Raw genomic sequence first — 23120 nt, forward strand, 5'->3', positions numbered from 1 at the left:
CCCCTCCGTGCTGCGCACGGAGCAAGCGAACACCCGTGCTGCGCACGGGTGTTGCGCTCCCGCTCCGCGGGAGCGCTTGCGGGCCGCTGCGCGTCCCGCTCACCCGCCTTGCTGCGCAAGGCGGGTGACGCTCCGTTCGCTGCGCTCCCGGAGCTGCGGGGGCCTGCGGCCCCGCAAGGTAGCCTCCGCTGCGCTCCAGCTACCCGGGGGGCGCGGTGCGCCCCAACGGCCGGTCCCGCTGCGCGGGACGGCCAACGGGCCTTCGGCCCGAGCAGCTACGGGAGGGTGGGTGGTGAGGCCGGTGACCATGCATCAGGTGATGTGCTATGTAGCTTTGGCAGAAACAGGCCACTCCCGTGCTTCAAAATGCAGGCCAGACAGACTCTGGAGCCAGCGCATACCCCCGGCTGCTCCAAAGCAGAAACATAACAGCCTCGCCGGGAATGTAGGCACCTAACTCTGGGCGTTAGTCCAGCTATGCTCCTTGCGGCCTTTCCGCCCCCTTTCTGGGCCCGAGCCGGGCCCGACTCCCCCGCTCCCAGCGCGGCGGCTCCGGCCGACGCGCAAGCAGACTCCAGGCCGCCCGATCCCCGAGGCCGCCGCTCGCACCGCGCCCGCCTCACTCACCCTTCAATCGTGCGGGGACAAGTGGCAGCAGAGGGGATGTCAGCTCCCCGACCGCACACGCATTGGGCGTTGACCTGGGGTGACGTAGGAGCCGGCTGCCAGGCCGCGCAACCCCTAGCGCAACACCTGACGCAACATCAGGTGCGCAACGTCGTACGCAACACGGGGCGCAACAGGGCTTCCCTTCGCCCATCACATCCACTATTATTTGAAGTCCTGGGGGAGGCGACCCCCGGGAAACCGCAGAAGTCCAACGAAGGGGAAGACGTGGAGATCCAGATCTCTGACGGAATCGTCCGCCGAGTGCGCGGCGGTCAGGACGCTCCCATGAACGGTCTTGCTGTTCAGGCCCGCACGATCGCCAACTTCCTGCCCCTGCTGTGCCAGCGGGCCGGGGCGAAGATCGTGCACAACTCCGACGCGAATTACACGGGAATTCGCTTCGACACCAAGGTCGGTCCGGTCGTGCTGGAAATGCCGACCGGTGACAACGCTTACCGGCTCGTTCACGAACTCATCGAGCCGGACGAGAAGGGTCGCACCGAGATCGAAATGCGGCGATTCCCGCAGATCTACAAGCCCCGTGGAGTCGCGCACATCACGGCCGAATTCCTTCGGTCACGCGGATTCCTGAAGTAGTCCGCCCCGGGGAGGCGCCCCGGAGGGTTGCGCCTCCCCCCTCCACCCAGCAGCACCGAGAACAGAAGGGGAAGCCATGGAGAGCACGCGGATTACGGAGCAGGCTCCAGAGGTCGGAGCGCCGCTTACGGCGGCTGAGCGGGAGCAGGCCGCCTACGCGCTGAGGGAGTTGGCGCGCAGCGAGAGCGACCCGGACGCGATGCGGGTGCCGCGCGAGCAGCTGGAGACGATCCGGCCGTTCTTCGAGTTGGGTTGGGCGATGGGTGTGCGCACCGGTCACACGGGCCCGGCCTTGGCTGATGTGCCAGTGGACCGTGACACGGTCGCGCGCGCATTCGTCCTGCTGATGGCGGAACGCGTGGCGGATGAACTGGTGATCGCAGTCGCGCGGAGTCTTGACCCGCAGCACGCCGGACCGGTGCTGTGGGAGAAGGTCCTGTACCACGGCAGCCTGACCGGACGTCACGGCACCTACTGGGTCAGTGCAATCCATGTGTACGCCGACCCGCTTGGGGAGGCTCACGAGCTGCGCTACGACCTGTGCAGGATGCGTGGTGCCGTACCGGTAACGCTGGTTAAAGGTGCGGGACGTGCAAGCCTGACACCGTTGGCTGAGTACCGCATGACGGAATAAGTGTGCAGGTCAGGGGTGGGTTCACTCGCCACTAAAACACACTATTATTGAGGTTGTTCGGGGGGCGGTGGCCCCGCCCCCCGGGCCGCAGAAACCAACACCGAAGGGGAAACACCGCATGACTCAGCAGTTCGCCGAACGCGCCACTGACGTGGCCCCCACCGGCGCCCGGAACGCCCAGCTTCCCGATCTGGTCCGCATCCTGGAGGACCAGCAGCGTCACAAGCTGGACGTGATCGCCCCCGCGTCCGCTCTGCGCCTGCGCGAAGGCAACGTGCACGTGGAGGGTGTGGAGTCCCTGATCACGGAGGACGGGGTGACGGAGGTGGACGGCATCTACCGGCCCACCGCCGTAGCCGACGAGGGAATCGCCGACAAGCTCCGCATCCCGCTCGCCTACCTGCGCCGCATGCGCACCGGCAACGTCCCGTTGCTGGACGAGAACGTGAACGCGTGGCTTAGCCAGGAGCCGGAGCGCCGTTTCATGCTCCGCGCGTTCCGTGGCGAAGGAGGGCCGGGCAGGCCGGCCGAAGGGGTGGCCCGCGCGCTGCTGTCCGACAGCTACAAGCTCATGGACAACTTCGACCTCTTGCTGGCCGCTCTGGACGGAGTGAAGCAGTCCGGGCACCCCACACGCGTGACCGGCTGTGATCTCACGGACCGCCGGATGTACGTGCGCGTGGAGTCCGAAGCGGTCGCCGTCCAGGCCCGCGAGCTGCTGCGCGGCTACCGCTCCCCGTTCGACGGCCGCAGCGGTGACGAACTGCCCATGATCTCCGCCGGTTTCGTCATCACCAACAGCGAGGTGGGAGCGGGGGCGTACTCCATCACCCCGCGCGCGGTCATCCAGGTGTGCCGCAACGGCCTGACCATGAGCAAGGACGTCATGCGCGCCGTGCACCTGGGAGGCAAGCAGGATGAGGGCATCATCTCCTGGTCCGGCCAGACCCAGCGCAAGACGCTGGAACTGATCACGTCCAAGACCACCGACGCCGTGCGGACCTTCCTGTCGCGGGAGTACGTCGAGGCGAAGCTGTCCGAGATGGAGGACGCCGCCGGTAAGAGGCTGGCCGAGCCGACGAAGACGATCGAGCACGTGACCAAGAAGCTCAGCATCGGGGCCGAGGCCAAGGACATGATCCTTGCCCACTTCGTCCAGGGCGGGCAGATGACCGCCGGGGGCGTCATGCAGGCCGTCACGTCGACCGCCCAGACCCTCACCGACGCCGACCAGGCCGCCGCCCTGGAGGCACTGGCCGTGCCCGCCCTCACCGCGGCCGCCGCGCACGGCTGACAGACCCCCGTGCGGGCCGGGACCCCCCTCCCTGCCCGGCCCGCACGGGCCCACGCCACCGAGCGCGCAGCGCCCCACCCGAGAAGGAAGCGCGCAGCGCGCCCGCCCCGCCCCTTGCGGACCGCGCAGCGGACCGCCAATCGTCCCCGGAGCGCAGCGCCGGGGACCGCCCCACCGGCGCGCGCAGCGCGCCGCCCCCTGCTTCCGGCGCAGCCCGAAGCACCCCGCTGCGCGGGCAGAGAGCAACGCCCCGGCCAACCACCGAACAAGGAGTGATGCGCCATGTCCGCACGCCCGGAACTGGTGCGCCCCGACGATGCCGTCATCGCGGCCGCCGCGCGCTGCACCCTGCGCGCGCTTGCGACGCTGTTTCAGACACTCGGCGACGGCGAACACACGCTCAACCTCGTGATCGACCGTACCGACGACGTCATGATCCCCGCCCGTGCCGACGTCTCCGTTGGTAACGCCCCCGTACGGCTGGCCGTGCTGGACGAAGACGAGTTCCAGGCCCTGTGCACGCTGGTGACGTTCGCACTGGAGGGCAGCACCGTCCGCCGTGCCGTCCTGGTGGCCACCACCGCCGCCGAACCGCAGCCCCGCGCGTGCGGCTGGACCGTGCGGGACGGATGGCTGCACCCCATGGACGCCGCCGAGCTGCGCCGCGCCGTCATCCCGTGCCCCGGCGTCAACGCCGTGCACCGCCAGGTCTACACCGCCCCGGTCCTCACCCAGCACGCCGACAACGACGAGGAGAGCCCCCGTGCCTGACATGCCCGCCGTCACCGCCGCCGGCCATTGCGCCAACACGACCCCCGTGCCCGGCACGATCCGCACGGTCAACGCCAAGAACACCGGGCCCAAGTTCTTCCACCTGCACGGCCGCCGCTACGGCATGTGTCCGTGTGGCAAGGAAGTCTCGCTGACCGAGCGGGACAACCTCCGCCGCCACAAGCCGCCGCAGGCGTAGCCCACAGCCGCCGCCCGCCCCCTCCCCCTGGGGACGGGCGGCCCGCCCTGCCAGGTGATCACTGGCCGAGCGCCTGCCGCCCGTCGCTCGCCCTTTCCCCTTCAGCGAGCGACGGGCGGCGGGCAGGCCCTCCCCGCAGTTCCCGCTCACAGGACACCCGCCGGGCGATGTCACCGCACCGGCCGCGCCGCCCACCGCCCGCTCCCGGCCAGCACGAAACGCACGCTGAGCGAAAGGCCCTGCCGCTTATGGACACCACAGTCAGCTGTGAACTTCACCTGCGCTTGATTCTGTCGAGTGAGTCTTCCCTGCCTGTCCGGGCGAGTCTGCGGTATGACACGGCCCACCCGTACGCCGTGCACGCCGTCTTCCACACCGGAGCCGAAGAAACCGTGGAGTGGGTGTTCGCCCGCGAACTCCTCACCGCCGGCCTCCACCTTCCCGCCGGTATCGGTGACGTCCAGGTCTGGCCGTGCCGCAGTCGCGGCCTGGACGTCGTGTGTATCGCCCTGACATCGGAGAAGGGCGAAGCGCTGCTTCACGCCCCGGCGCGGGTCCTGGAGGTCTTCCTGAAGCACACAGAGGCCGCCGTGCCGCCCGGCACGGAGCACGGTCACTTCTGCCTCGACGAGGAGCTCTCGCACCTCCTGGCGGAGAGCTAGGGCAGGACGTCCGCCCGTGCCGTCGCCGCAGGGTGACGGCACGGGCCCCACTCCCGCGTCAGACCGGACAGCACGCCCAGCGCTCCCGCCCCTCCACCGGCCCCGGCTCTGCCAGGCGCCGCCCAGAAAGCCGACCCCCGGAACGTCCAGGAGGCACCCCGCCCATGACCAGTGACAGCCTGACCGTCGCGACCCCTGCAGGCACCGTGCACGCCACCGTCGGCCCCCGCAGCAGGGACGCCGTCGTGTTCGAGCTGGGTGGTGCCATGCGCGGCAGCGTGCACGTCACCGGCACCCACCACCCCCATCACTGGGACTGGTTCACCGCCGTCCGCGCCTGTCTCGGCCCCGTCAACGCCTACCAGACCACCGCCCCCGACGACGCGCTGCCCCGCCTCACCCGCGGCAGCAGCGGCTACCGAGGAAGCCTCAAGCTGTACACCGACGTCGTCGGGCGCCCCGAGGTGTCGGTCTACCCGATGGAGACCGCCGCCGGGCACGAGCCGTCTCAGAAGACGGCCGCGACGCTCACCGCCGTCTTGCGTGCCTGCGCCGAGCACGTCATGCAGCGCGAGGACCTGCCCGCGATCCTCACCGCCTCCCGGCAGCGCGACACCCCTGCCCTGCTGCGGTTCCTGGACTGGTCGGTCACCCACCACCAGGCCGAAGCGGCGCGCCTTGAGGCGGAAGCGCGGGCCGCCCATTCCGCCCGGCGCGCAGCCGTGGCCGCCTGGTGGACCGTTGCGCGCTGGTTCACCGCCTCCCCGCATCCGGTGCTGCTGGTGATGCTGGCCGACTACCCGGGCTCGCTGTCCCGCCACGTCTCCGTCATGGAGTGGTTGGCCCCCTACTGCCTGACCGCTGCCAGTCGCGAACACGACCAGGCCCGGCGCGCCGAGACCGAGGCTGCCTGCCTGCGGAACGCGCAGATTCGCCAGCGAGCCCCGAGACCAGGACTTGGCCGGCACCCGCTGACTCGGTGAATCCTCGCAGGTCATGGGTGGGTTCACACTCCCCCGAAAGACACTATTATTAGTAGTGCGAGAGGGGGCGCCCCTCCCCCCAGCCCGCCCCCTCTCGCACCCTTCGCGGCCCAGACGCCCCGTCCAACACGGGAGACAGACCGACCATGTGCTGGCTGATGACCCTGGGAGAACGCTCCCGCCCCGACCTTCCCCGCTTCGCTGTGATCCCCGCCCTCCACCAGGCCCGCGCATTGGCCCTGGTCGACGACTTCGACCACCTCTTCCCCATCCTGCGGGAATGGCGTCAGGCGTACGGCGACGAGCTGACCGCCTGGGCCGTACAGGTCGAGGCCGACGACGTGACCAACCTCCCCGCCCAACTGGCCAGCGGATGGCAGGAGGAAGCCGACCTCATCCGCCTCGACACCGAACGCGGCGGATATGTACGGGTGGCCGACTACCGCGACACCCCGGCGCGCGCGGCCATCGGTGCCCGTGCTGGTACCGGCCTGCCCGTGTGGACCACCACCGAATGAGAAGGGACCTGCCCGTGGCCACGTTCACCCACGCCACCCCCGAACGCTGCGCCCAGCTCAGCCGCGCCCTCACCGCCGCCGGCCTCACCTGGAGCGACAACGGCCAGCAAGGCGACCCCCAGTTACTGACCTACACCGTCACCGACTCCCACGGCCGCACATGGCGGATCGGCCCCGCCACCAACTTCCAGATCTCCCCCTCCAGCCCCGGGCAAATCTGGCAGGCCAGTTGCCCCGCGCTGATGGCCACCACCCCCGTCATGTCCGCCCGCCAGGTGGCCGAGCACATCAGTGACGTCCCGGCATGAGCAGCCCACCGCCGCCGTTCCGCCCCGAGGACTTCCAAGAGCGCTGCGAGACCTGCGGCGCCCCGCCAGGGCAGCTCTGTCACGCCTGGTGCGACACCGGATACACCGCTGCCGACGCCCGCGCTGACGCCGAGCACCACGCCGCCCATGACCACCCAGGCGCAGTTCGACGCGTTCGCAGCCGAAGTGGCGCGCGAACTGGGCACGCACTGCCGTACGGCCCCGCTCCCCGCGAAGATGCGGGGCAAGGCAGGGCTCATCGTCGACGACGACGGCCGCGCCCTGCGCCTGGTCCAGCCGGACCGCCGGCGCCCCGAGCGGCTGAGGGTCTACGCCGCACTGCCGGACGAGTCCGAGGTGGGTGTGCCGTCGATCGGGGTCACGGCGAGCAGCGCCCGGCATGTGGCGCGCGAGTTCGTCAGGCGCCTGTATCCGCTGCACGCCGAGGCCGCACAGCAGGCGGCCGAGATCACCGCCCGGCGGCGGGCGGAGGAACGTGCCCGCCGCGCTGTTGCCGAGGCCGTGGCCGGCGCCCTCCCCGGCGCCCGGGTCCAGGAGCAGCACCGGCGCACCCTGATCGTCTGGCAGCACAGCACGAGGCCACAGGGGGAGTACGGCCCTGTCCAGGTCGACAGCGTGTGCGCGGTGGTCAGGGCGTCCGGGGAGTCTGTGCAGGTCGACGTGTCCGGCCGTCCCGACTCGGTGGTCCCCATGCTCGCGGCTTTCGCCCGGGCCCATGAAAGGAGCTGAGCGTGGTCTCGTCACCACAGCAGCGCCCGTTCTGCGTCGTCGGCCGGTGGTCCGGCGCGGACATTGAGGTCTGGGCGGTACAGGAGGCGCTGCGTGATGACGGCGAGCGGTCCGAGATGCGGGAGGAGTACTGCCTGGAGGCGGAGGAGGCGTTCGGCAGCGTCGAGGTGGTCTGTGCGGCCAGCGCTGGGGAGGCCGAGATGAACGCGCGCGTCGAGGCGGTACAGACGGCCGCGCGGATCCGTCGCGATCTGACCTCCATTGGCCGGAAGGCCAGTCCGCGAAATCGCAGGTCAGGTATGGGTTCAACATACTATTATTAGTAGCGACTTCCGGGGTGCCGCCCGGTGACATCCCGCCCGCTGGGCGGCGGCCCGCCTTCCCCCGCTTCCCGTTCTCAGGAGTTGCCATGCTGCGAGCGCTGCGCCGCGCCCTGCGACCGGCCCGCCTGCGTATCCCCGCCCGCCGCTTCACGGCCGGAATCGCGGCACTGCCGCCCACCGCCCGCGAAGCGTTCGGCACCGACGCCACCGCCGCGGAGGCCATCGCCTACAACCGCAGTCGCGTCGCCACCGCGACCGCCGTCGCCCTCTACCGCAGCGGGCACCTGCTGCCGATGCCCGACGACCACCTGGACAACGCCGTGCGCGCCCTGGACTTCCCGTACTCGGCCCCGAGCCCGGAGACCCGCGCCGCCGTCCGCGCCGCCCTCGCCGTCCTGGAGGCCGACTACACCGTCACCGTCGCCCACTGATCTGCCCGACCGACCTGCGGGCCGCCCGCCGCCGGGCGGTCCGCAGCGGAAGGAGCCCCGGTGTTCCTGGTCACGCCCGACCGCTCCCACGGCCTGGTGGCCGCCCCCCGCGCCCCCGAAGACCTCACCCCCGGCACCGAAGAGACCCTCACCGCCCAGGGGTTCACCTGGAACAGCGAGATCGAGGCCTACACCCGCCCGACCGGCCGCAGCCCCGAGGACGTGGACCGCACTGCCGGCACGCTGCGCGAACTCGGCCACTTCGTCCTCTCCTCCTACACGCCGCCGCCCGTCGGCTGACCTCACCGCCCCGGCCGGGCACAGCCCCGCCCTCCCTACGAACCAAGGAGACCGCCCGTGAAACCCCTGGAACTTGCCGAACTCCTGACTGCCCCGACCCAGCATCCGGTCCGCGAGGCGTTGCGCGAACTCGCCCCCAGGGAACTGGACGCGCTGGTCATCGAGGCACTGGCGGCCACGGAAGAGGCGTGGCGGCAGGTGGTGGTGAGCCGGGTCAAGGCCTTCACGGACGGGCAGCCCGGCGACGGACGCCCCGCAGTGGCCGTCTACTTCACCACCACGGAACGGCGCGCAGCCGACGGCATGCACCTGGGCTGGAGTCCCTTCATCGCCGCCCTCGCGAACACCGAGGCCGTTCCTGATCTCCGGCCCACCCGGACCACGGTGACCGCCGCGCCTGTCGGAGAAGCCGCGCCGGCGGAAGAAATCTTCGCCGACCCGGAACTGGCCGCAGCACTCAACCGGCGCGCGGCACTGGACCCGCCCGGCCACGAGGACGTCCTGCGCGTCCACCTCCCCACCCGCGAAGTCACCCGCATCAGCCGCTGACCGCCGGTCCGTGCGGGCACCAAGGTGCCCGCACGGACCGAGCGCGGCGCCGGCCACCGGCCCGCCTGCTCACCCGGGGGCGCTGGGCGAGCCGTGCGACAGGAGCCGCGCTCGACATCTGCGCAGGTCAGAGGATATCTAGCCACCACCAGAGAAGACACTATTATTCATAGTGAGCGGGTTGGACCCCGCTCATTCGCCGCCAAGGCAAGGAGAGGGAGCGCCACATGGCCACCGCCGTCTCAACCCAGCCCGACGCCCCCGCCGGCACGAGGACGCCGTGCCGCAGATCGTCCAGCTCGACCCGGCACTCCTGGTGCGCGACACGTTCAACGCACGCGAGCACGACACCGAACCGGACGAAAAGCTCATCGCCCCCGTCAAGGAACTCGGCGTCGAGGAGCCCATCAGCGTGAGGCCCCTGCCCGACGGCACCTACGGCGTCTTCAAGGGCTGGAGGCGCGCCCAGGCAGCACAGGCCGCCAACGCCTCCGCCGAGCAGGACGGCCGTCCCGTGCGCCTGGTCAACGCGTACGTGCGCGAGGATCTGGTCGGCCGCGACGGCTGGACCCGTCTCCTGTCCCTGGTCGAGAACGACCACCGCGAGAGCATGAGCGAACGGGACACCCTGCGCGCGCAGGAACTCGCGCTGATCGACATGAGCGACGTCGACCGGCGCACGGCCGCCAAGGCACTCGGGGTGGGGCGCAACGCGGCCAAACACGCCAAGGCGGCGCAGAAGCTTAACGACGCCACACTGCGCCGGGCAGCGGCCGGAGGCATGGACCTGGAGCAGACCGCCCAGCTCGCCGAAGTCGAGGACGTGCAGGGTCCGGAGAACCGGCTGCTGCGGGCCCTTCAGCGGGACCACGAGGAGGGCTACGGCGGACGCGGCCACTGGGACCAGGAGATGGCCCTGCTGCGCGCCGAGCAGAGCGACGCCAAGGCCCGCGCCGAGGCCGAGCAGAAGCTGAAGACGGCAGGCATCCCCCTGCTGGCCCCGGTGCCGTCGTGGCACAAGGACCCCTCCCAGCCCCTGACGGAACTCACCACCGGCCTGGGCAACCCGCTGACCGAGAACAATCACCGGGACTGCCCCGGCCACAGCGCCCGGCTGGACGACGAGCACAAGCCTGTCTGGTGCTGCGCTGACCCGGCCGAACACAGCCACAAGGTCCGGCCAAAGCCGAAGAAGCCGCGCACGGAGCAGGACGAGAAGGCTGCGGAGGAGCGCCGGAGGGTCATCGCCTGCAACCGGGCGTGGAAGGCCGCTGCGAAGCCGCGCCAGGACTTCGTCACCCGGCTGGTCCGCATGAAGACCTGCCGGACGCGGCCCGCGTCTTCGCGCAGGAGGTCCTGCTGACCCTTCCGTACTACTACAGCTCGTGGGTCGACAAGCACGAGCCGGAGGCCGTCGCGGGCTTCCTGGGACTCAAGGACCCCGACAAGGCAGACCTGACGGAGACGGCGGCGCAGCTTCCCAAGGCCCGTGTCGTGAACGCACTGTTCGCGCACGTCGTCGCCGCCTGCGAGTACAACATCCGCGAGCCCAGGACGTGGTCACACCTCACGCCCTCGCAGGCCCGTTACCTGCTGCTGCTCGAATCTCTCGGCCAGGCCGACAACGGCAGCTACCAGCTCTCCGAGGTCGAGCAGCAGGCCGTGGCCAGCCACCGGCCCGCCACCGACGCCGACGCCTGAGCGTCCGGCACCTCACGCTCCGGACGGGCACCGCCCGGTGCCCGGCCGGTCATCCCACCCCTTTCAACCGAAAGGTGAAGCGCCATGCCCATCGGCATCAGCGAGGTCCGCGCCTACATCAGCCAGCTGCCCGACGCCGCCGCCGTCGGAGCCGTGCAGGAAGCGTGCGCAACGCGGCTGGGTGAGCTGGACTCCGCCGCCTACAACGGCATCACGGCGGGCTCCCGGGCCCGGATCACCGACTCGCTGCGCCCGGCCTGCCTGCGCAGGCTCACCGGCACCGTCCAGGAGCGCAACCGCACCGGCACGCGCGCGGGCTTCCTGCTGGACGAGAACTCCACCCGGCTGCTGCGCACCGACCCCCGCAGCCGCTACCGCATCCCCGAGGACACCAAGCGGTACCGGCTGCCCGGCAACGGCGTCCCGGTCTCCTGCCTGGAGCTCATCGAGGACTGACCGCCCCCATCGCCGGGCATGGAAGAGCGCTCGCCGTCCTGTCCTGCCCGGCGGTGCAACAGCCGTCAGAGCGCAGCCGCTTCCCCTCCGCCCAACCGTCCAAGAAGGCAGAGACGACCATGGTCATCTCCCCCGACGCCGTTGCAGCCGCCCGAACGTACGCCAGCGACATGAGCGGTGCGCCCCTGCCCGAGCCATCACCCGCCGACCAGCACAACGGCCCACTGAAGCCGGCACACGAAGCCGCCTACTACCTGGGGATGGGTGAGACGTTCCGCATCCTCACCCGTCCCGGAGAACCGGTCAGCCCGGACGTGAAGGAGCTGACCACCGCCGTGCGGGCGGTGCCAGGCAGCGGCACCTGGTACCGCCGCGGCGACGAAGCCGCCCGCCAGATCGTCACCTCCGACCAGCGCATCCGCAATCTGCCCCAGGACCCCGACCAGCTCTGGGCGCTGCTCGCCGACGTGCTACAGGCCCTGGACCAGCTCGGTCAGGCCCCACAACTGGACGGCAGCAACAGGCGGCGTGCCCACCTCCTCGGCCGCCCGGCGGCGATCCGCCGCACCGACCCGACCGGTGGCTGGGGACCCGTGCGCGTGAAGTGGAACCCGGACGGCGCCTGCCGCTGGACAGACCTCCACCACGGCAGCTGGCAATGGCCCCGCCGGACAGCCGAACCCGCCCCGAACACACCACACGACTGACCGCCCCCACCGGCTGGACCGTCCCGCCCGGGACGGGTGTGCACGAACACCCCCGTACACGCCTCTCCTGCCCCTTTCTGATCTGAGAGGCCCTCATGAACGACAACCAGCAGACGACACCGTCCACCCCGGACGACGACCGCGACCGCCCACTGACCCTGGCCGTCCTGCGCCAGCTCGTCCGGCACGGCTGGCGCACACTGCCCGGCACCACCCTGGTGGTGCTCTCCCGCGATACCGAAGGCAACGCCTACTCGCCGTTCGCCACCTACAGCAACGCCCGGTACGCACCGACCCTCAGCGACGAGGTCGGCGAGGCCTACCCGCTGCCCGAAGAGCTGGAGCAGGACAGGGAACTGCGCGAGCTGTTCGCCGACGGCATCCCCGACAGCGCCGTCCCGGCCCTCGTTCTCTATCCACTCGGCTGACCCAGCCGGCCTGGAGGCGGGGCTGCCCGCGCGGTTCGCCCCGCCCCCGCCTGCCCAGCCCTGCATCCACCCCCGACGACGAAAGCGACGCTTCCACACCCATGACCAACTCAGCACCAGCGCCCGGGAAGCGAGCGCGAACGCCAGTGCTTGTCATCAGCGACAGCCCCGATGCCGACCCGGTCGGCCTGCTGCCCTGCAAGGTTCCCCTGCGGCACCTGCCTTCGCCCCTATTCGGCGCCGACGAGTACCGGCTAGCCCCACTCGTGATCCTGGACGACCGCAGCTACACCGCGTTCAGGCTGCGCCACATGCCCCACCGCCCCGGCCTGATCCTCGCCCTCGCCGACACAGACGACGACACGGTCTACCCACAGGCCGCCGCCATCGGCGCCGAAGCCGTCATCCGCACCGGACAGGACCTGTCCTGGCTGCACCTTCGCCTGCACGAGGCAACCGGCTGCCACTACGCCAACTGGGAGGACCTCCTGACCGGCCCTCCGCCACCCTCCGGCAGCTGACGCCCAGTAACCCTGCTCTGTGATCCGCCAGTTACCCCGCCCTGCGATCCGTGGGAGAAGACAGATGCACTCGATACCCCAACGCTGTGCGCGCCGGCCTCTGGCAGGCGGGCTGGTGGTGCCATGGGTGTCCCTGGTCCACGGCGGCCATGCCGCCTTCGGCAGCCTGGACGCCGAACGGGCCTTCACAGCCTTCCTGCGGCGCCTGTGCCAGATCTGCGGTCAGCCCCTGGACGAGCGGTGCTACCTGATCGTCCGCCCGGCCGACGTCGTCCAGGGCTGTTCCCCCGAACCGGCACTGCACCCCGAGTGCCTGCCGTACACCGCCGCGCACTGCCCCATGCTCAACGGCACAGCGACGCACTACCGCCGCCGCCCGGTCCTGTCCGGCCACCCAGCCGGACGCCCCTGCACCGACGTGCCCCTCCCGCTCACCCGACGAAGGCCACACCGCGCGCAGCGGCAGCCCCGCCGACCGGTACGAGGCTTGGATGATCCACACGCAGACCTACCGTCTCGTCCACCCGCCCGGCAGGCCCGATGCGCCCGCCGGCATCAGCCTCGACGTGCCCGTCCTGCGCAGGCGCGTCCTGCGCACCGCCCAGCTCACGGCCGAGCAGGAGCGCCTGATGGGGCTGGTGCGCAGCCTCCTGGACGGCAACCCGTGACCTCCGCTCGCCCCACCATCCCTTCGTTGAAGGAGGCTTCCCTGATCACGCCCGACCCGGCCACGCCCGAGGGTGCAGCCGTGATCGACCTGTACGAGCAGATGAACGCGCTGGAGGAGCGCACCGGCGAGTGGCCCGGTGCCGACACCGTCGACATCCTCGACCAGTGGTTCGCCCGCTTTGACTTCACCGGCTCGGTGACCCGCACGCGGCTCGTCGCGGGCAGCGTCTGGGTGCTGCGGCGCCAGGACCGTCACGCGTACGAGGTGACGCTGTGGAACGACGAGGACTCCGCGCTGGCCGCCCTGGCCGGGCACGTCCGCAGCAGCTGGGACAACCTGCTCGGGGAGGACTGCATCCCGGAGCACCCGCCCCTGAACGACCGTGAGGCCGTCGACCTGTACTACGGGGCGGACCAGGAACGTGGAGACGAGCACTACTCGCTGTACGCCGACGATATCGGCCGGCTGGTGGGGACCCTGCCTGCCCCGGACGGCTTCCACTTCCCCGACGAGGAAGTCTGCGCCAACGTCAACAGCGCAGTCGTCTTCCACCCGATGACCGGCCCCGACGACGAAGGTCTGCCGTGCATCGAGATCGCAGGAGTTCTGGTCTTCGCCTACCTGGACGCCGACATGCAGGCCGTGCGGGTATCGGTTCACCTCGACACCACCGACGAGCTGCTCGTCCAGCCCGGACAGACGGTGCCTCTGCACGTGGAGGTCGAGGACTCCACGGTGTTCAGCGGGGGCGCCACACCGGCGCGAGCGGCAGCCGGATGGCGGCAGTGGCTGCGACGGCTGGGCCACTGCATGCAGCGGACGAGGGGGGATTGACCCCCATAACACACTATTATTTGAGACAGGAGTGTTCGCATGGCCCCGTCGATCACGCACGTGTCCGGCACCGTTACCAGCGACGTCGAATGCCGCTTCACCGATTCCGGCATCGCCGTCTGCCGCTTCCGCCTCACCGAGACCCCCAGCCAGTGGGACGCCGCCACACAGAAGTGGCGGGACGGGGCCCCGATCCGCTACGTGTGCACCGCCTGGCGGGACCTCGCCCGCAACGCCGCCGAATCCCTCACCAGCGGAGTCACCGTCCTGGTCAAGGGCCGTATCACCGAGATCAAGGACAACTCCATCTACCTGAGCGTCGACGACCTCGGCATCAGCCTGCGCCAGCGCATCGCCTACACCGAAGCCAGCCTGCCCAGCCCGGCCGCCGCCGCTCCCGTCACCCCTCCCCCGGCCCCTCAGCCCACAGCACCGAGCCCGCCCCGCCCGGCCACCAAGCAGACCGGCAATCCACCCGCCTGGTGGGAAAAGCAAAGGTCTTCCGGCTGGTCCAACACCGCCGCCTCCGGCGCCGACGGCTCTCCCCTTCACGCCGGCCGCTGACGCTCTGCCCCTCCTTCCTCTTCACCGCCCACCCTGGCGCGGTCCCGGTTCGCCTGCCGGTGCCGCGCCACGCCCGAAAGGCCGCCATGCCCGAGAGCACCCTGACCGAACGTGCCGCCCGCGCCGCGCTGGCCGCCCACTTCGCCCCGGACCAAATCGCCGCCGACCCTGCCGACTGCTCCCCTGCCGAGGTCTGGCAGCGGCACGTGCGCCGCGACAACAGCGGGCGCCTGGCCCAGTACAAGCCGCGCGAGGAACTCGACAACACGTACCTGACCTGCCAGTTCGTCATCCCTTCGGACGAGGTCTGGCCCACCGCCCTGGCGGACCTCGGGCCGGACTGCCCGCATGGCCTGGTGGTACGCGGCGGCACCCAACTGTCCCAGCTGACCGCCCGCGCCGTCGCCGTGACCGGCAACCGGAACGCCACCGAGCAGGCCATCACCCGCACGCAAGCCTTCGCCGCGGCGGTCGCCGAGGCCGGCCACACGGTCACCGCCACGCTCGCCTAGGGCGTCCACGCCGAGGCGACCCGCACCGCCGAGTCCGCCCTCGTCCTCCAACGGCCCCTGCTCACCGCGCCCGCCGACAGCGACGTTCCGCTCCAGCGGCAGCGCCCGCCTGCTCGCCGAGCAGCGCGCCGTCCTGGTCGCGGACCCCGCAGCCGCGCTCGCCCTGATCTGAGATCCCCCGCTGATGCAACCATTTGACTGACCTGCGAGGGGCGACGATTCTCCCTGGAATAACCGGTAGCCATCAAGGGGGACGTGATGAGCGGCAACGAGCGGGTGCACGGCAAGGACGACGTCGGCTGGGGCGCGGCTCCGTCCGGCGGCGCGCTGCGCGAGCGGATCGAGGTCATCCGATGACCGACACTGAGCACCTGGCCAGCGACACTACGCATCCCGACGATCCGGGAGTCGACGCGGCCGCGACGGAGGCCACCGACCGCACCCAGCGCCCGGGGCCCCCGCAGGTCGACTTCCCACCCGTACGCAACGGCATCGACTACCTGACCAGCGTGATCGAGCTTCTCGATGCAACGCAGCCCTCAGCTCGCGACCTGAAGTACGCCGTGCTGCACCTCCAGGCGGCCACCGAGGTGCTGCTCAAGGCCCGGCTTCAGGCCGAGCACTGGAGCCTGATCTTCACTGAGCCGCTCAACGCCACCCGCGAGAAGTTCACCAGCGGCGACTTTGTCAGCTGCACCGTCGAGGAGACCATCGACCGCCTGCAACGGCTCGCCGATGTCCGTTTCGAGCCCAAGCACCTCAGGGCCATCAAGAACCTGACCCAGGACCGCAACAAGCTCCAGCACTACGGGCTAACCCACAACGCCCTGGCGATCGAAGGCCGCGCCGCTGAGGTGCTGCATTTCCTCTTGGACTTCGTCCACCTGGATCTGTCCCGGCACATCGACCGGGAGGAGTGGGAGCGGATGGACATGGAGCTCAGCATGGTCCGGAGGGGCCTGGGGCGTATGGGGAAGTTCGTCACCACCCGGATGAACGACCTCAAGGGCGAAATCGCCGAAGTCGCTGATCACATCGTCCAGTGCCCAGACTGCGACCAGTGGGCTGCCATTGTTCTTCACGGCAGCCGATGCGCGTTCTGCCATCAGGTGCACGATCCCGCCGCATTCGCGGCGTCCTGGTACCAACGCGCTCGGGAAGAGATACAGGGCGAAGACTGGACGTACCAAAACGACTGCCCCGACTGCGGGGCAGAGCGCGCTTTCATCGGGCCGGTCTTCTTTGAGTCAGCCCGCGACCAGCCTCGGTTCGCCTGCTTTCACTGCCAGTTCACCGCTGCCACCGCCCTCTGCACGCGCTGTGCCCGCCCCTTTCCCGCCATCGGCAGCCGGAGCGAATGCGGCACCTGCATGCCACCATCACCGGCCGTGCCCACCCCGAGGAGCGGCCCCTGACAGCCAGGGCAGGACACGACCGTCACGAAGAATCCGCCACAGACAGCTTCAGCGAGCGAGGGCCGTGGGGCCGCCCGCCCGTTGAGTGGCCCGGCTTGCCCCGTCAAGGGCCCCTCCGGCGTCGCTGACGCGAGCGCTGCGCCCACCCTGGACCGGCCATGCCGGCCCTAGTGACGGTCCGACTGAGGTGCGGCCCCAGCGCTCTGGTGTTCCACCAGGTCACCCGTCTGTGCCCTGTCCTCCCGAAGCTGCCGCGAAGTGACCAATAGCTCACAGGACGGAGACGGCCCCCGGCCGGGAGGCGCACGATCGGGGGGCCGTATGCGCAGCGGCCACTCTCGCCCCCGGAGCGTCCGGGCTACGCGAGCGGGGCGTTGGCGCCGGTGAGATCTTCGACCACGCCGGGGTCGAGCTCCGCGGCGCGATCCCGCAGGCGCATCTGCTGCGCGGGGGTCAGGCCGAGCTCGTCGTCGAAGGCGAGGCGCTCGAGGGCGGCGGCGATGTAGCCGGGCGCGGCTGCTGCCAGGGCCTGGCCCATGGCCTCGCCGACAACGTCTACCGCGGGCAGGCCAGCGGAGTAGTGCGCGGCGATGCCATATGTCTCGGCCGCCCGCGTGTTGATCCGCTCCAGAGCAGCCTGCACGTTGGTGTCACCCTGGTCGGCACGCAGGACGAGGTCCACTTGGTCGCGGCCGTTAAGGGCAGCGGTCACCGGCCGGAGACCAGACGCAGTCGGCCGCTCAGGGGCAGCCTCCGGCACCACCTCGGCGGCCGGGGTGTCCTTGGGCCTGCGTCGCAGCTTCTCCTTGAAGCGGCGCGCCCCGTCCTTGAGGTACGGGGTGGCGACCTCCACGGCGGCGACCGTCACGGTTCGAGCGACTTCCATCGCAATGTCGGTAGCGCAGTTGACGAGGAGATTCCTTAGGCCGTCCCTGTAGCCCTCGTCGTACCGGTCGTCGGCGTCGAAGAGTTCGGCCTGGGCAACGAGCGAGTTGTCCCGGTCATCGCGGGCGGTACCCCGCATACCGCCGGAGGAGGCACGGGAACGGTCGAGGTGGGTGCCAGCGGGGAACTCGACCAGCATGAACTTTCGATTCGGCTGCGGCCGTTGATAGTTGGACATGACGGAACAGTAGGGGGCCGCACCGACAGCGCGGCCGCTTTCAGGGATCGCCATCAGTCGTCGCTGAGGAGGTCGTTCACCTCGTCCTCGCTCCGCTCGAGTGCCTCGTCCGTAGCCCCTATCGTGCCGATCCTCCCGCGTCCGGCGGCGAGGAACGTGCCTGATGTGCCTGCACAAGCTATGGGCCTGTGACCAGCAGTTGCACTTGACAGATGCAGATAAATCCGGCGGTGAAGGTGCAGTACGGCCTGTACGACGTCTCAGGCGGCCGGCGGCAGCTGTGCGGTGTGGCCGTGTTCGGGGTGCCGGTCAGCACGGCCGTCCTCACCAGGCCTCTGCCGCATCTTCGCCCCTACACGCAGGCGGTGGAGTGTCACGCTTCGTGCTGCTGGATGCGTGCCCCGTAATGCGGAGTCGTGGTTCCTCGCCCGCTGTTTTGAGGCTCTGCTCGCCGATGGAGTGCGCGGAGTCGTCTCGTTCGCCGATCCCGTCCCACGCCGGACCAGCTCCGGGGTGCTGGTGATGCCCGGGCACGTTGGGACGATCTCGCCGCGACGAACGCCGTGTATACCGGCCGGGCGACCGCCCGAACGGTGAAGCTCCTGCCGGACGGCACCGTCTTCCACGCCCGGGCGGCGCAGAAGATCCGTCGCCAGGAGCAGGGACACGAGTACGCCGTCGCCCAGCTCGTCGCGCTCAGAGCTCCACAGCCATCTCCGGGCGGTGACCCGGCCCTCTGGCTACGCGAGGCCCTGACCGCGGTCGGGGCCCGCAACATACGTCACCGCGGCGCCCACCGCTTCTGCGGACAGTCGGCTCGTGTTGTCGCTCTGCCTGCCGACGTGGGCGGCACAGAGTGGACTGGCAGCGCCCACCGGGCTCACAGTGGCGATACCGCCATCCAGTATCCGCCGCCCAACAGCCCGCTGTCTGCGCCACAGTCAGCACGTGCCGCTGCGCCGCGCCGGGCGTCGCAGAATACCCGTCAGCGTTGCAGGACGCCCGCGGCGTACAAGCGCACCCTGCGGCGTCCGACGACGGGGATGACACCAAGTGCTCCGTTCACCGAGACGCCCGCGCGCAGGACAGCGTGGAGCCGGGCCTCGGAGGCGCCAGCGGGCAGGCCGACCAGCAGGCGCAGTTCACGGTCGACGTGCAGTGGGGCCTCCCCTACCTGTGTGAAGTCCCACCGGGCCGACCCGAATCCCGGTCCAGAAGTGGTTACCTGAGGAAAGAACACGTCCTGCTCGCTGGATCGCTCCAGGGTCATCTCCGGTCCCAGGGGAATGGTGAGGATGTCCAGTGACAGGCCGCCACCGTAGCGGGTCACCACCCGCACCGGATGCGTGGACACCTCGTCCCGCGGGCTGAGGTCAAGTACGGTCCCCTCGCTTCCCGACACATCGACCGACAGACTGACCCAGCGAAGCCGGCACTCCGGATGACGGTGCGCGACACACCGCAGACGGACATCCACCACGGTGCTCGCTGGAGCGTCGACGGCCTGCCAGGAAGCGGGGTCGGCTCGTAGGCCGAACCTGTTGTCCCTGGCCAGTAGTCGGGTGGAGTGATCGAGAGACACATGCTCCGCACGTTCCTCCAACCCCGCCTCGTCGATCTCCATGGCGAAGTCGGGGACCGGCTCGTCCTCCGCCCATCCCTGTTCTTTCCTCACGTGCTCTCCGCTCTATCTCCAGTCGCCCACATTGACGAACGCCCCCCAGTCGTAAAGATGGCGGCGGCGCGTCACCGGACCGGCCACCGTCCGGGCGGCATGGTGCAGAGCCTCCGCACAGCCGAAGCCGTCGGCCAGGTGGCGGTGGAAGGCGGAGAGCAAAGCGGCGGCGGAGGCGTCGGCCACCTTCCACTGGCTCACGACGACCGACGTGGCTCCCCCCAGCAGCAGTGCGCGGGGCAGACCTACCGGTTCCTCGCCCGCTCGCCGCTCGTTTACTCCGGTTTCGCACCCGCTCAGTACTACAACGCCAGCTCGAACGCGCTGGGTGAGGAGGTCCAAGGCCGCCAAGGTGCCATCGGCCAGCTCCATTCCACGTTCGAATCCGCTGCCGATCGTCAGGTGCCCGTGCCCGGCCACGTGCACGACAGCGCAGGAGCCCAGCGCTTCCAGCACGGACGCACGCGTCACCTCCGCGCCGATGCGCGGCGCCACCGACCGCAGCTCGGCGACAGTGCGCGCCTCATCAGCCGACCGAGGGAGATTGCCCTGGGGGTCTCCGAAGACTCCGCACGCTCCCGACCGTGCCGGCATGCCTCGTACCGGCCGGTTGACGATCTCCAGGAGCACGGCGGCGCTCGGACTGTAGGAGACCGGGTTGCGCAGCAGCAGGGGTTCACCGTCGACCGGCAGCGTGTGCAGCGGCAGATCCTGCAGGATCCCGTGCGGGACCAGGTGGACCACGTCACCAGGCGAGGTCCACTCCGCAAGCGGGGCAACGAGCGACGCGAAGGAGTGCCAGTCGCGCATCCCCCCGTCGGCCAGGTCCTGCATCATCAGGCGGGTTCCGCCGGGGCGGCGGAAGTGCAGGGCGGCGAATCGGTCCAGGCGCTCGTGGTCGAGGAAAACCGCCGCCACACGGGGTGCCTCCCAATCGCCGCGAAGGCCGAACAGCAGGGTCTCTCCAGGCGTGCACCGGTATTCCGCCAGAACCACGCGTCGTCTGGTGGTGTGCTGCTCCTCCTTCTCCAGCGCGCTGCGCAGCTCCGGGTAAGAGGGCGGGTCCGCAGTCGTGAGACGCATGTAGCCAGCCAAGCCATCACGGCCGCGGCCCGGGTCCCCGATCTTCCCGGCGCCATCGGACGGTGGTGGCTCCGCCCGGGCCGGCGCAGATTGGACCGGTGTGGCCTCCGTGATGGCCCTGAGTCCGTCCAACAAGGCTCGTGCCCTGGCACGTTCCAGCCAGCGCAGGGCCTCGATCGAGTCAGCCATGCGGTTCCAGTGCAGCTCGAAGCCGAGGCGGTAGATCTCACCCTTGTCCTGTCCGAACGCGATCATCATCGTCTGCGCCCGCAGCGCGGGCGTGTCCTCGGTGGTAGAGGCGGCGCGGAGCCGGTCGATCTCGGTCGCTGCCGCGGTGAGCATCGAGTCGGCATGGGACCAGCGGCGGGAGCGTTGCGGCTCCGGAAGCCGATCACCGGCCTCCACCGCGCAGGCTCCGCGCAGGTACAGCGTCCGCCAGCTCTCCCCTCGTAAGCCGGACACCAACAGCGCGTGAGCCTCCTGCAGCAGGACGTCCGCCTCCTCATACAGGTGCAGCGCGCCGTCACGACGCGCCAAGGACATCATCACCATGGCTTCATAAGAGAGGGTGAAGGCGAGCTGAGGACCCAACTCCCACCTCCGAGCCACCTCCTCGGCGCGGGACAGCCACCTGACACATCCCTCCAGGTCGCCGGAGAAGTAGGCGCCTTGCCCGCGTTGCTGGTAGACCGACACCAGGTCGCTGCGCGCCTCAAGAGTGGTCAGTGTTTGCAGGAGAGCGATTGCCTGGTCGAAGCGGTCCGTGATCTCGTCCGGGGAAAGCAGCGGGGCGCCGCCGTGCGCGGCGGCCCCCAGGACGGCCACCCAGGCCTCCAGAGCCAGGCACCGGGCCTCCTCGTCGGCGAGATCGAGGTCGTGCGCCACCGCGGCGCCGCGTTCCAGCAAGGCACGGGCCTCGGAAGCGTCCCTCGCAACGACCAGGTGGGCCAGGACCAGCAGCACCTCCACCAGTAGGCCACCAGGCGCCGGCCGCTCCTCCAGCTCCGCGGCCAGGGCTCGCAACAGCTCCACCGCGTCCTCCGTGAGCCCCACCTCCGCCCACGTGCAGGCACGCACCATAACCTGCTGCGGGAACTCACGGTCGGACCGCGCGTCCCTCCGGCTGAAGATGACCTCGGCCCTCCCCCGGTCGCCGTCACGCGCGGCGGTGTCCGCCTCGCCGATCACCCCGGCACTGTCGGCGAGGCGATGTCCCGTGCGCTCCGTCAAGGCCATGACCTCGTGCTGCGCCCGTGCCCGGGCGGCGGCGTCACCACGGTGCGCGTACCACGTCACCAGGTACATCCAGATCGGCAGCTCCCGCCCTGGCACTTCCGCACCCCGGAAGCCTTCCGCAGCGGACCTTGCCAATTCCACGCCTGCCGACAGCCCGTGTTCCAAGTAGAGCTCGCCCAAGACCCAGTGGGCGCGTGCCCTGCCCAGGCAGCCTCCGACCGCTTCGATCCGATTGGCCGCATGGCGCAGCGCGGTGGCAGGAGGGCGGAGATCCTCCTCTGCCCAGGATGGGTCGGCGAACCAAAGTCGGAGTTCCAGTTCGGCCAGGGCGAACTCCGCTTCGGCGGCGGCGAGGGTGTCATTTCGCCGCGTCGCCTCGTAGTGGGCAGTCCGCAGCAGGCGGCGGGCTGTGGACGGGGCGAAGCACGGTCCCTGCCACAGGAATTTCGCGATCGCCCTATGGGCCCGGTCCGCGTCACCGGGTAGCCCTACGCGGCGGTACTGCGCGGCGGCTTCCGCCCACGCGCGGCCGATCCGCTCCCGGTCCTGCGGTCTGCGTTCGGAGCGCGAGTAGCGCAATGCGAGGGCCTGCCAACGCAGGTCGGTGGCGAGGGCACGCACCGGGGCGGCGGCACTCGGGTCTGTGGCACGCCGCTCGAAGCGCTGAAGGCACGCACTGAACTCAGCCGGGGAGATGCCCGGCATGTTCCGCTGCAAGATCACGAGGCGGCACCACAGGTCGGCGACTCCGTCTTCGGGGAATCGCCCACGAGCAGACGCCACCAAGTCCTCCGCCTCACGCACGAGCCCCTGTTCGCGCCGACAGCGCAGCAGCAGCACCCACGCCTCCTCCTCCGAGGCGTCTCCGCCGCCCGAGTCGGCGACATGTCCTACTGCCTCAAGTACCTGGGAATACCGCTGCTGGTCGAGCCACCGCCGCACCCGGTTGTTGTCCACCCCGCCCCTCGTTTACGCCCTGTCCGCTCCCCGCGAACCGTTTCGACCAACAGGACGGACCCCCCTGAGCCCGCGGACGACGCGCCGCCATTGTGCCTGCGGTGGCAGCGTGCCACACGCGAATCCGTCATATTGATCTCGTCGGCCGAAACCCCTGCGGATCGGCCGCGGTCCGCCACCAACTGCCTACGGTCGGCGGGCGGCACCAGTGGGTGCAAGCCAGCGTGCAGAGCTGCGCGGCGCACCGGAC

Annotated in this window: 28 protein-coding genes; 25 read left to right on the forward strand and 3 right to left on the reverse strand. The window is 70.3% G+C overall.

The window, feature by feature from the left end; translation table 11 throughout:
- Positions 1–894 precede the first annotated feature (894 nt).
- The 25 genes from IE260_RS39265 to IE260_RS39380 all read left to right on the forward strand — a co-directional run bounded on the left by IE260_RS39265 (position 895) and on the right by IE260_RS39380 (position 16796).
- A complete protein-coding gene (locus IE260_RS39265; protein ID WP_189880725.1) occupies positions 895–1266 on the forward strand; it encodes a hypothetical protein in 372 nt (123 codons plus the stop codon).
- Positions 1267–1342: 76 nt separating this feature from the next.
- Complete coding sequence (locus tag IE260_RS39270; protein ID WP_189880726.1) at positions 1343–1900, forward strand: hypothetical protein; 558 nt, start codon at positions 1343–1345, stop codon at positions 1898–1900.
- Positions 1901–2018: 118 nt separating this feature from the next.
- Positions 2019–3194: a DUF932 domain-containing protein gene (locus IE260_RS39275; RefSeq protein WP_189880727.1), complete on the forward strand. Its 1176-nt coding sequence runs from the start codon at positions 2019–2021 to the stop codon at positions 3192–3194.
- Between the two features lie 282 nt (positions 3195–3476).
- Positions 3477–3965, forward strand: coding sequence for a hypothetical protein (locus tag IE260_RS39280; RefSeq protein WP_189880728.1), 489 nt, complete (start codon positions 3477–3479; stop codon positions 3963–3965).
- Between the two features lies 1 nt (position 3966).
- Positions 3967–4164, forward strand: coding sequence for a hypothetical protein (locus IE260_RS39285; RefSeq protein ID WP_229881773.1), 198 nt, complete (start codon positions 3967–3969; stop codon positions 4162–4164).
- Between the two features lie 248 nt (positions 4165–4412).
- On the forward strand, positions 4413–4826 hold the full coding sequence (locus IE260_RS39290) for an SsgA family sporulation/cell division regulator (protein ID WP_189880730.1): 414 nt from the start codon (positions 4413–4415) through the stop codon (positions 4824–4826).
- Positions 4827–4990: 164 nt separating this feature from the next.
- Positions 4991–5809: a hypothetical protein gene (locus tag IE260_RS39295; protein ID WP_189880731.1), complete on the forward strand. Its 819-nt coding sequence runs from the start codon at positions 4991–4993 to the stop codon at positions 5807–5809.
- A gap of 158 nt (positions 5810–5967) precedes the next feature.
- A complete protein-coding gene (locus tag IE260_RS39300; protein ID WP_229881765.1) occupies positions 5968–6327 on the forward strand; it encodes a hypothetical protein in 360 nt (119 codons plus the stop codon).
- Between the two features lie 14 nt (positions 6328–6341).
- Complete coding sequence (locus IE260_RS39305) at positions 6342–6635, forward strand: hypothetical protein (protein WP_189880733.1); 294 nt, start codon at positions 6342–6344, stop codon at positions 6633–6635.
- 147 nt (positions 6636–6782) lie between these two features.
- Positions 6783–7385 (forward strand): hypothetical protein, encoded by a 603-nt coding sequence (locus IE260_RS39310; RefSeq protein WP_189880734.1) that lies wholly within the window; start codon positions 6783–6785, stop codon positions 7383–7385.
- Positions 7386–7387: 2 nt separating this feature from the next.
- Positions 7388–7708 (forward strand): hypothetical protein, encoded by a 321-nt coding sequence (locus IE260_RS39315; RefSeq protein ID WP_189880735.1) that lies wholly within the window; start codon positions 7388–7390, stop codon positions 7706–7708.
- Between the two features lie 86 nt (positions 7709–7794).
- Positions 7795–8139, forward strand: coding sequence for a hypothetical protein (locus tag IE260_RS39320; RefSeq protein ID WP_189880736.1), 345 nt, complete (start codon positions 7795–7797; stop codon positions 8137–8139).
- 60 nt (positions 8140–8199) lie between these two features.
- Positions 8200–8439, forward strand: a complete 240-nt coding sequence (locus tag IE260_RS39325) for a hypothetical protein (protein WP_189880737.1) — start codon at positions 8200–8202, stop codon at positions 8437–8439.
- A gap of 57 nt (positions 8440–8496) precedes the next feature.
- Positions 8497–8988 carry a hypothetical protein gene (locus IE260_RS39330; protein WP_189880738.1) on the forward strand — a complete coding sequence of 164 codons (492 nt, stop codon included), beginning with the start codon at positions 8497–8499 and terminating at the stop codon, positions 8986–8988.
- A gap of 280 nt (positions 8989–9268) precedes the next feature.
- Positions 9269–10351, forward strand: a complete 1083-nt coding sequence (locus tag IE260_RS39335) for a ParB/RepB/Spo0J family partition protein (protein ID WP_229881766.1) — start codon at positions 9269–9271, stop codon at positions 10349–10351.
- Positions 10352–10482: 131 nt separating this feature from the next.
- Positions 10483–10689 (forward strand): hypothetical protein, encoded by a 207-nt coding sequence (locus IE260_RS42350; RefSeq protein ID WP_229881767.1) that lies wholly within the window; start codon positions 10483–10485, stop codon positions 10687–10689.
- Between the two features lie 84 nt (positions 10690–10773).
- Entirely contained in the window at positions 10774–11145 is a 372-nt protein-coding gene (locus IE260_RS39340) for a hypothetical protein (RefSeq protein WP_189880739.1), read from the forward strand.
- 170 nt (positions 11146–11315) lie between these two features.
- Entirely contained in the window at positions 11316–11852 is a 537-nt protein-coding gene (locus tag IE260_RS39345) for a hypothetical protein (protein WP_229881768.1), read from the forward strand.
- Positions 11853–11947: 95 nt separating this feature from the next.
- The gene (locus tag IE260_RS39350; RefSeq protein ID WP_189880740.1) at positions 11948–12280 is read left to right on the forward strand and encodes a hypothetical protein; all 333 of its coding nucleotides are present in this window, start codon (positions 11948–11950) and stop codon (positions 12278–12280) included.
- Between the two features lie 146 nt (positions 12281–12426).
- The gene (locus IE260_RS39355; RefSeq protein ID WP_189880741.1) at positions 12427–12801 is read left to right on the forward strand and encodes a CpaE-like family protein; all 375 of its coding nucleotides are present in this window, start codon (positions 12427–12429) and stop codon (positions 12799–12801) included.
- Between the two features lie 491 nt (positions 12802–13292).
- The gene (locus IE260_RS42355) at positions 13293–13469 is read left to right on the forward strand and encodes a hypothetical protein (protein ID WP_229881769.1); all 177 of its coding nucleotides are present in this window, start codon (positions 13293–13295) and stop codon (positions 13467–13469) included.
- A 26-nt stretch (positions 13470–13495) separates the two neighbouring features.
- Positions 13496–14305: a hypothetical protein gene (locus IE260_RS39365; RefSeq protein ID WP_229881770.1), complete on the forward strand. Its 810-nt coding sequence runs from the start codon at positions 13496–13498 to the stop codon at positions 14303–14305.
- Positions 14306–14344: 39 nt separating this feature from the next.
- Positions 14345–14869, forward strand: a complete 525-nt coding sequence (locus tag IE260_RS39370; protein WP_189880742.1) for a single-stranded DNA-binding protein — start codon at positions 14345–14347, stop codon at positions 14867–14869.
- 86 nt (positions 14870–14955) lie between these two features.
- On the forward strand, positions 14956–15381 hold the full coding sequence (locus tag IE260_RS39375) for a DNA-processing protein DprA (protein WP_189880743.1): 426 nt from the start codon (positions 14956–14958) through the stop codon (positions 15379–15381).
- Positions 15382–15734: 353 nt separating this feature from the next.
- Positions 15735–16796, forward strand: coding sequence for a hypothetical protein (locus IE260_RS39380; RefSeq protein ID WP_189880744.1), 1062 nt, complete (start codon positions 15735–15737; stop codon positions 16794–16796).
- A gap of 358 nt (positions 16797–17154) precedes the next feature.
- On the opposite strand, the gene IE260_RS39385 is transcribed toward IE260_RS39380, so the two are convergent.
- From IE260_RS39385 to IE260_RS39395, 3 genes are all read right to left on the reverse strand, one after another.
- Positions 17155–17919: a hypothetical protein gene (locus IE260_RS39385; protein ID WP_189880745.1), complete on the reverse strand. Its 765-nt coding sequence runs from the start codon at positions 17917–17919 to the stop codon at positions 17155–17157.
- Positions 17920–18904: 985 nt separating this feature from the next.
- Positions 18905–19543: a hypothetical protein gene (locus tag IE260_RS39390; RefSeq protein WP_189880746.1), complete on the reverse strand. Its 639-nt coding sequence runs from the start codon at positions 19541–19543 to the stop codon at positions 18905–18907.
- Positions 19544–19606: 63 nt separating this feature from the next.
- Positions 19607–22870 carry a CHAT domain-containing protein gene (locus IE260_RS39395; protein WP_189880747.1) on the reverse strand — a complete coding sequence of 1088 codons (3264 nt, stop codon included), beginning with the start codon at positions 22868–22870 and terminating at the stop codon, positions 19607–19609.
- Between the last annotated feature and the right edge of the window lie 250 nt (positions 22871–23120).

It is taken from the genome of Streptomyces viridiviolaceus, from assembly GCF_014650995.1.
GTDB classification, from domain to species: domain Bacteria; phylum Actinomycetota; class Actinomycetes; order Streptomycetales; family Streptomycetaceae; genus Streptomyces; species Streptomyces viridiviolaceus.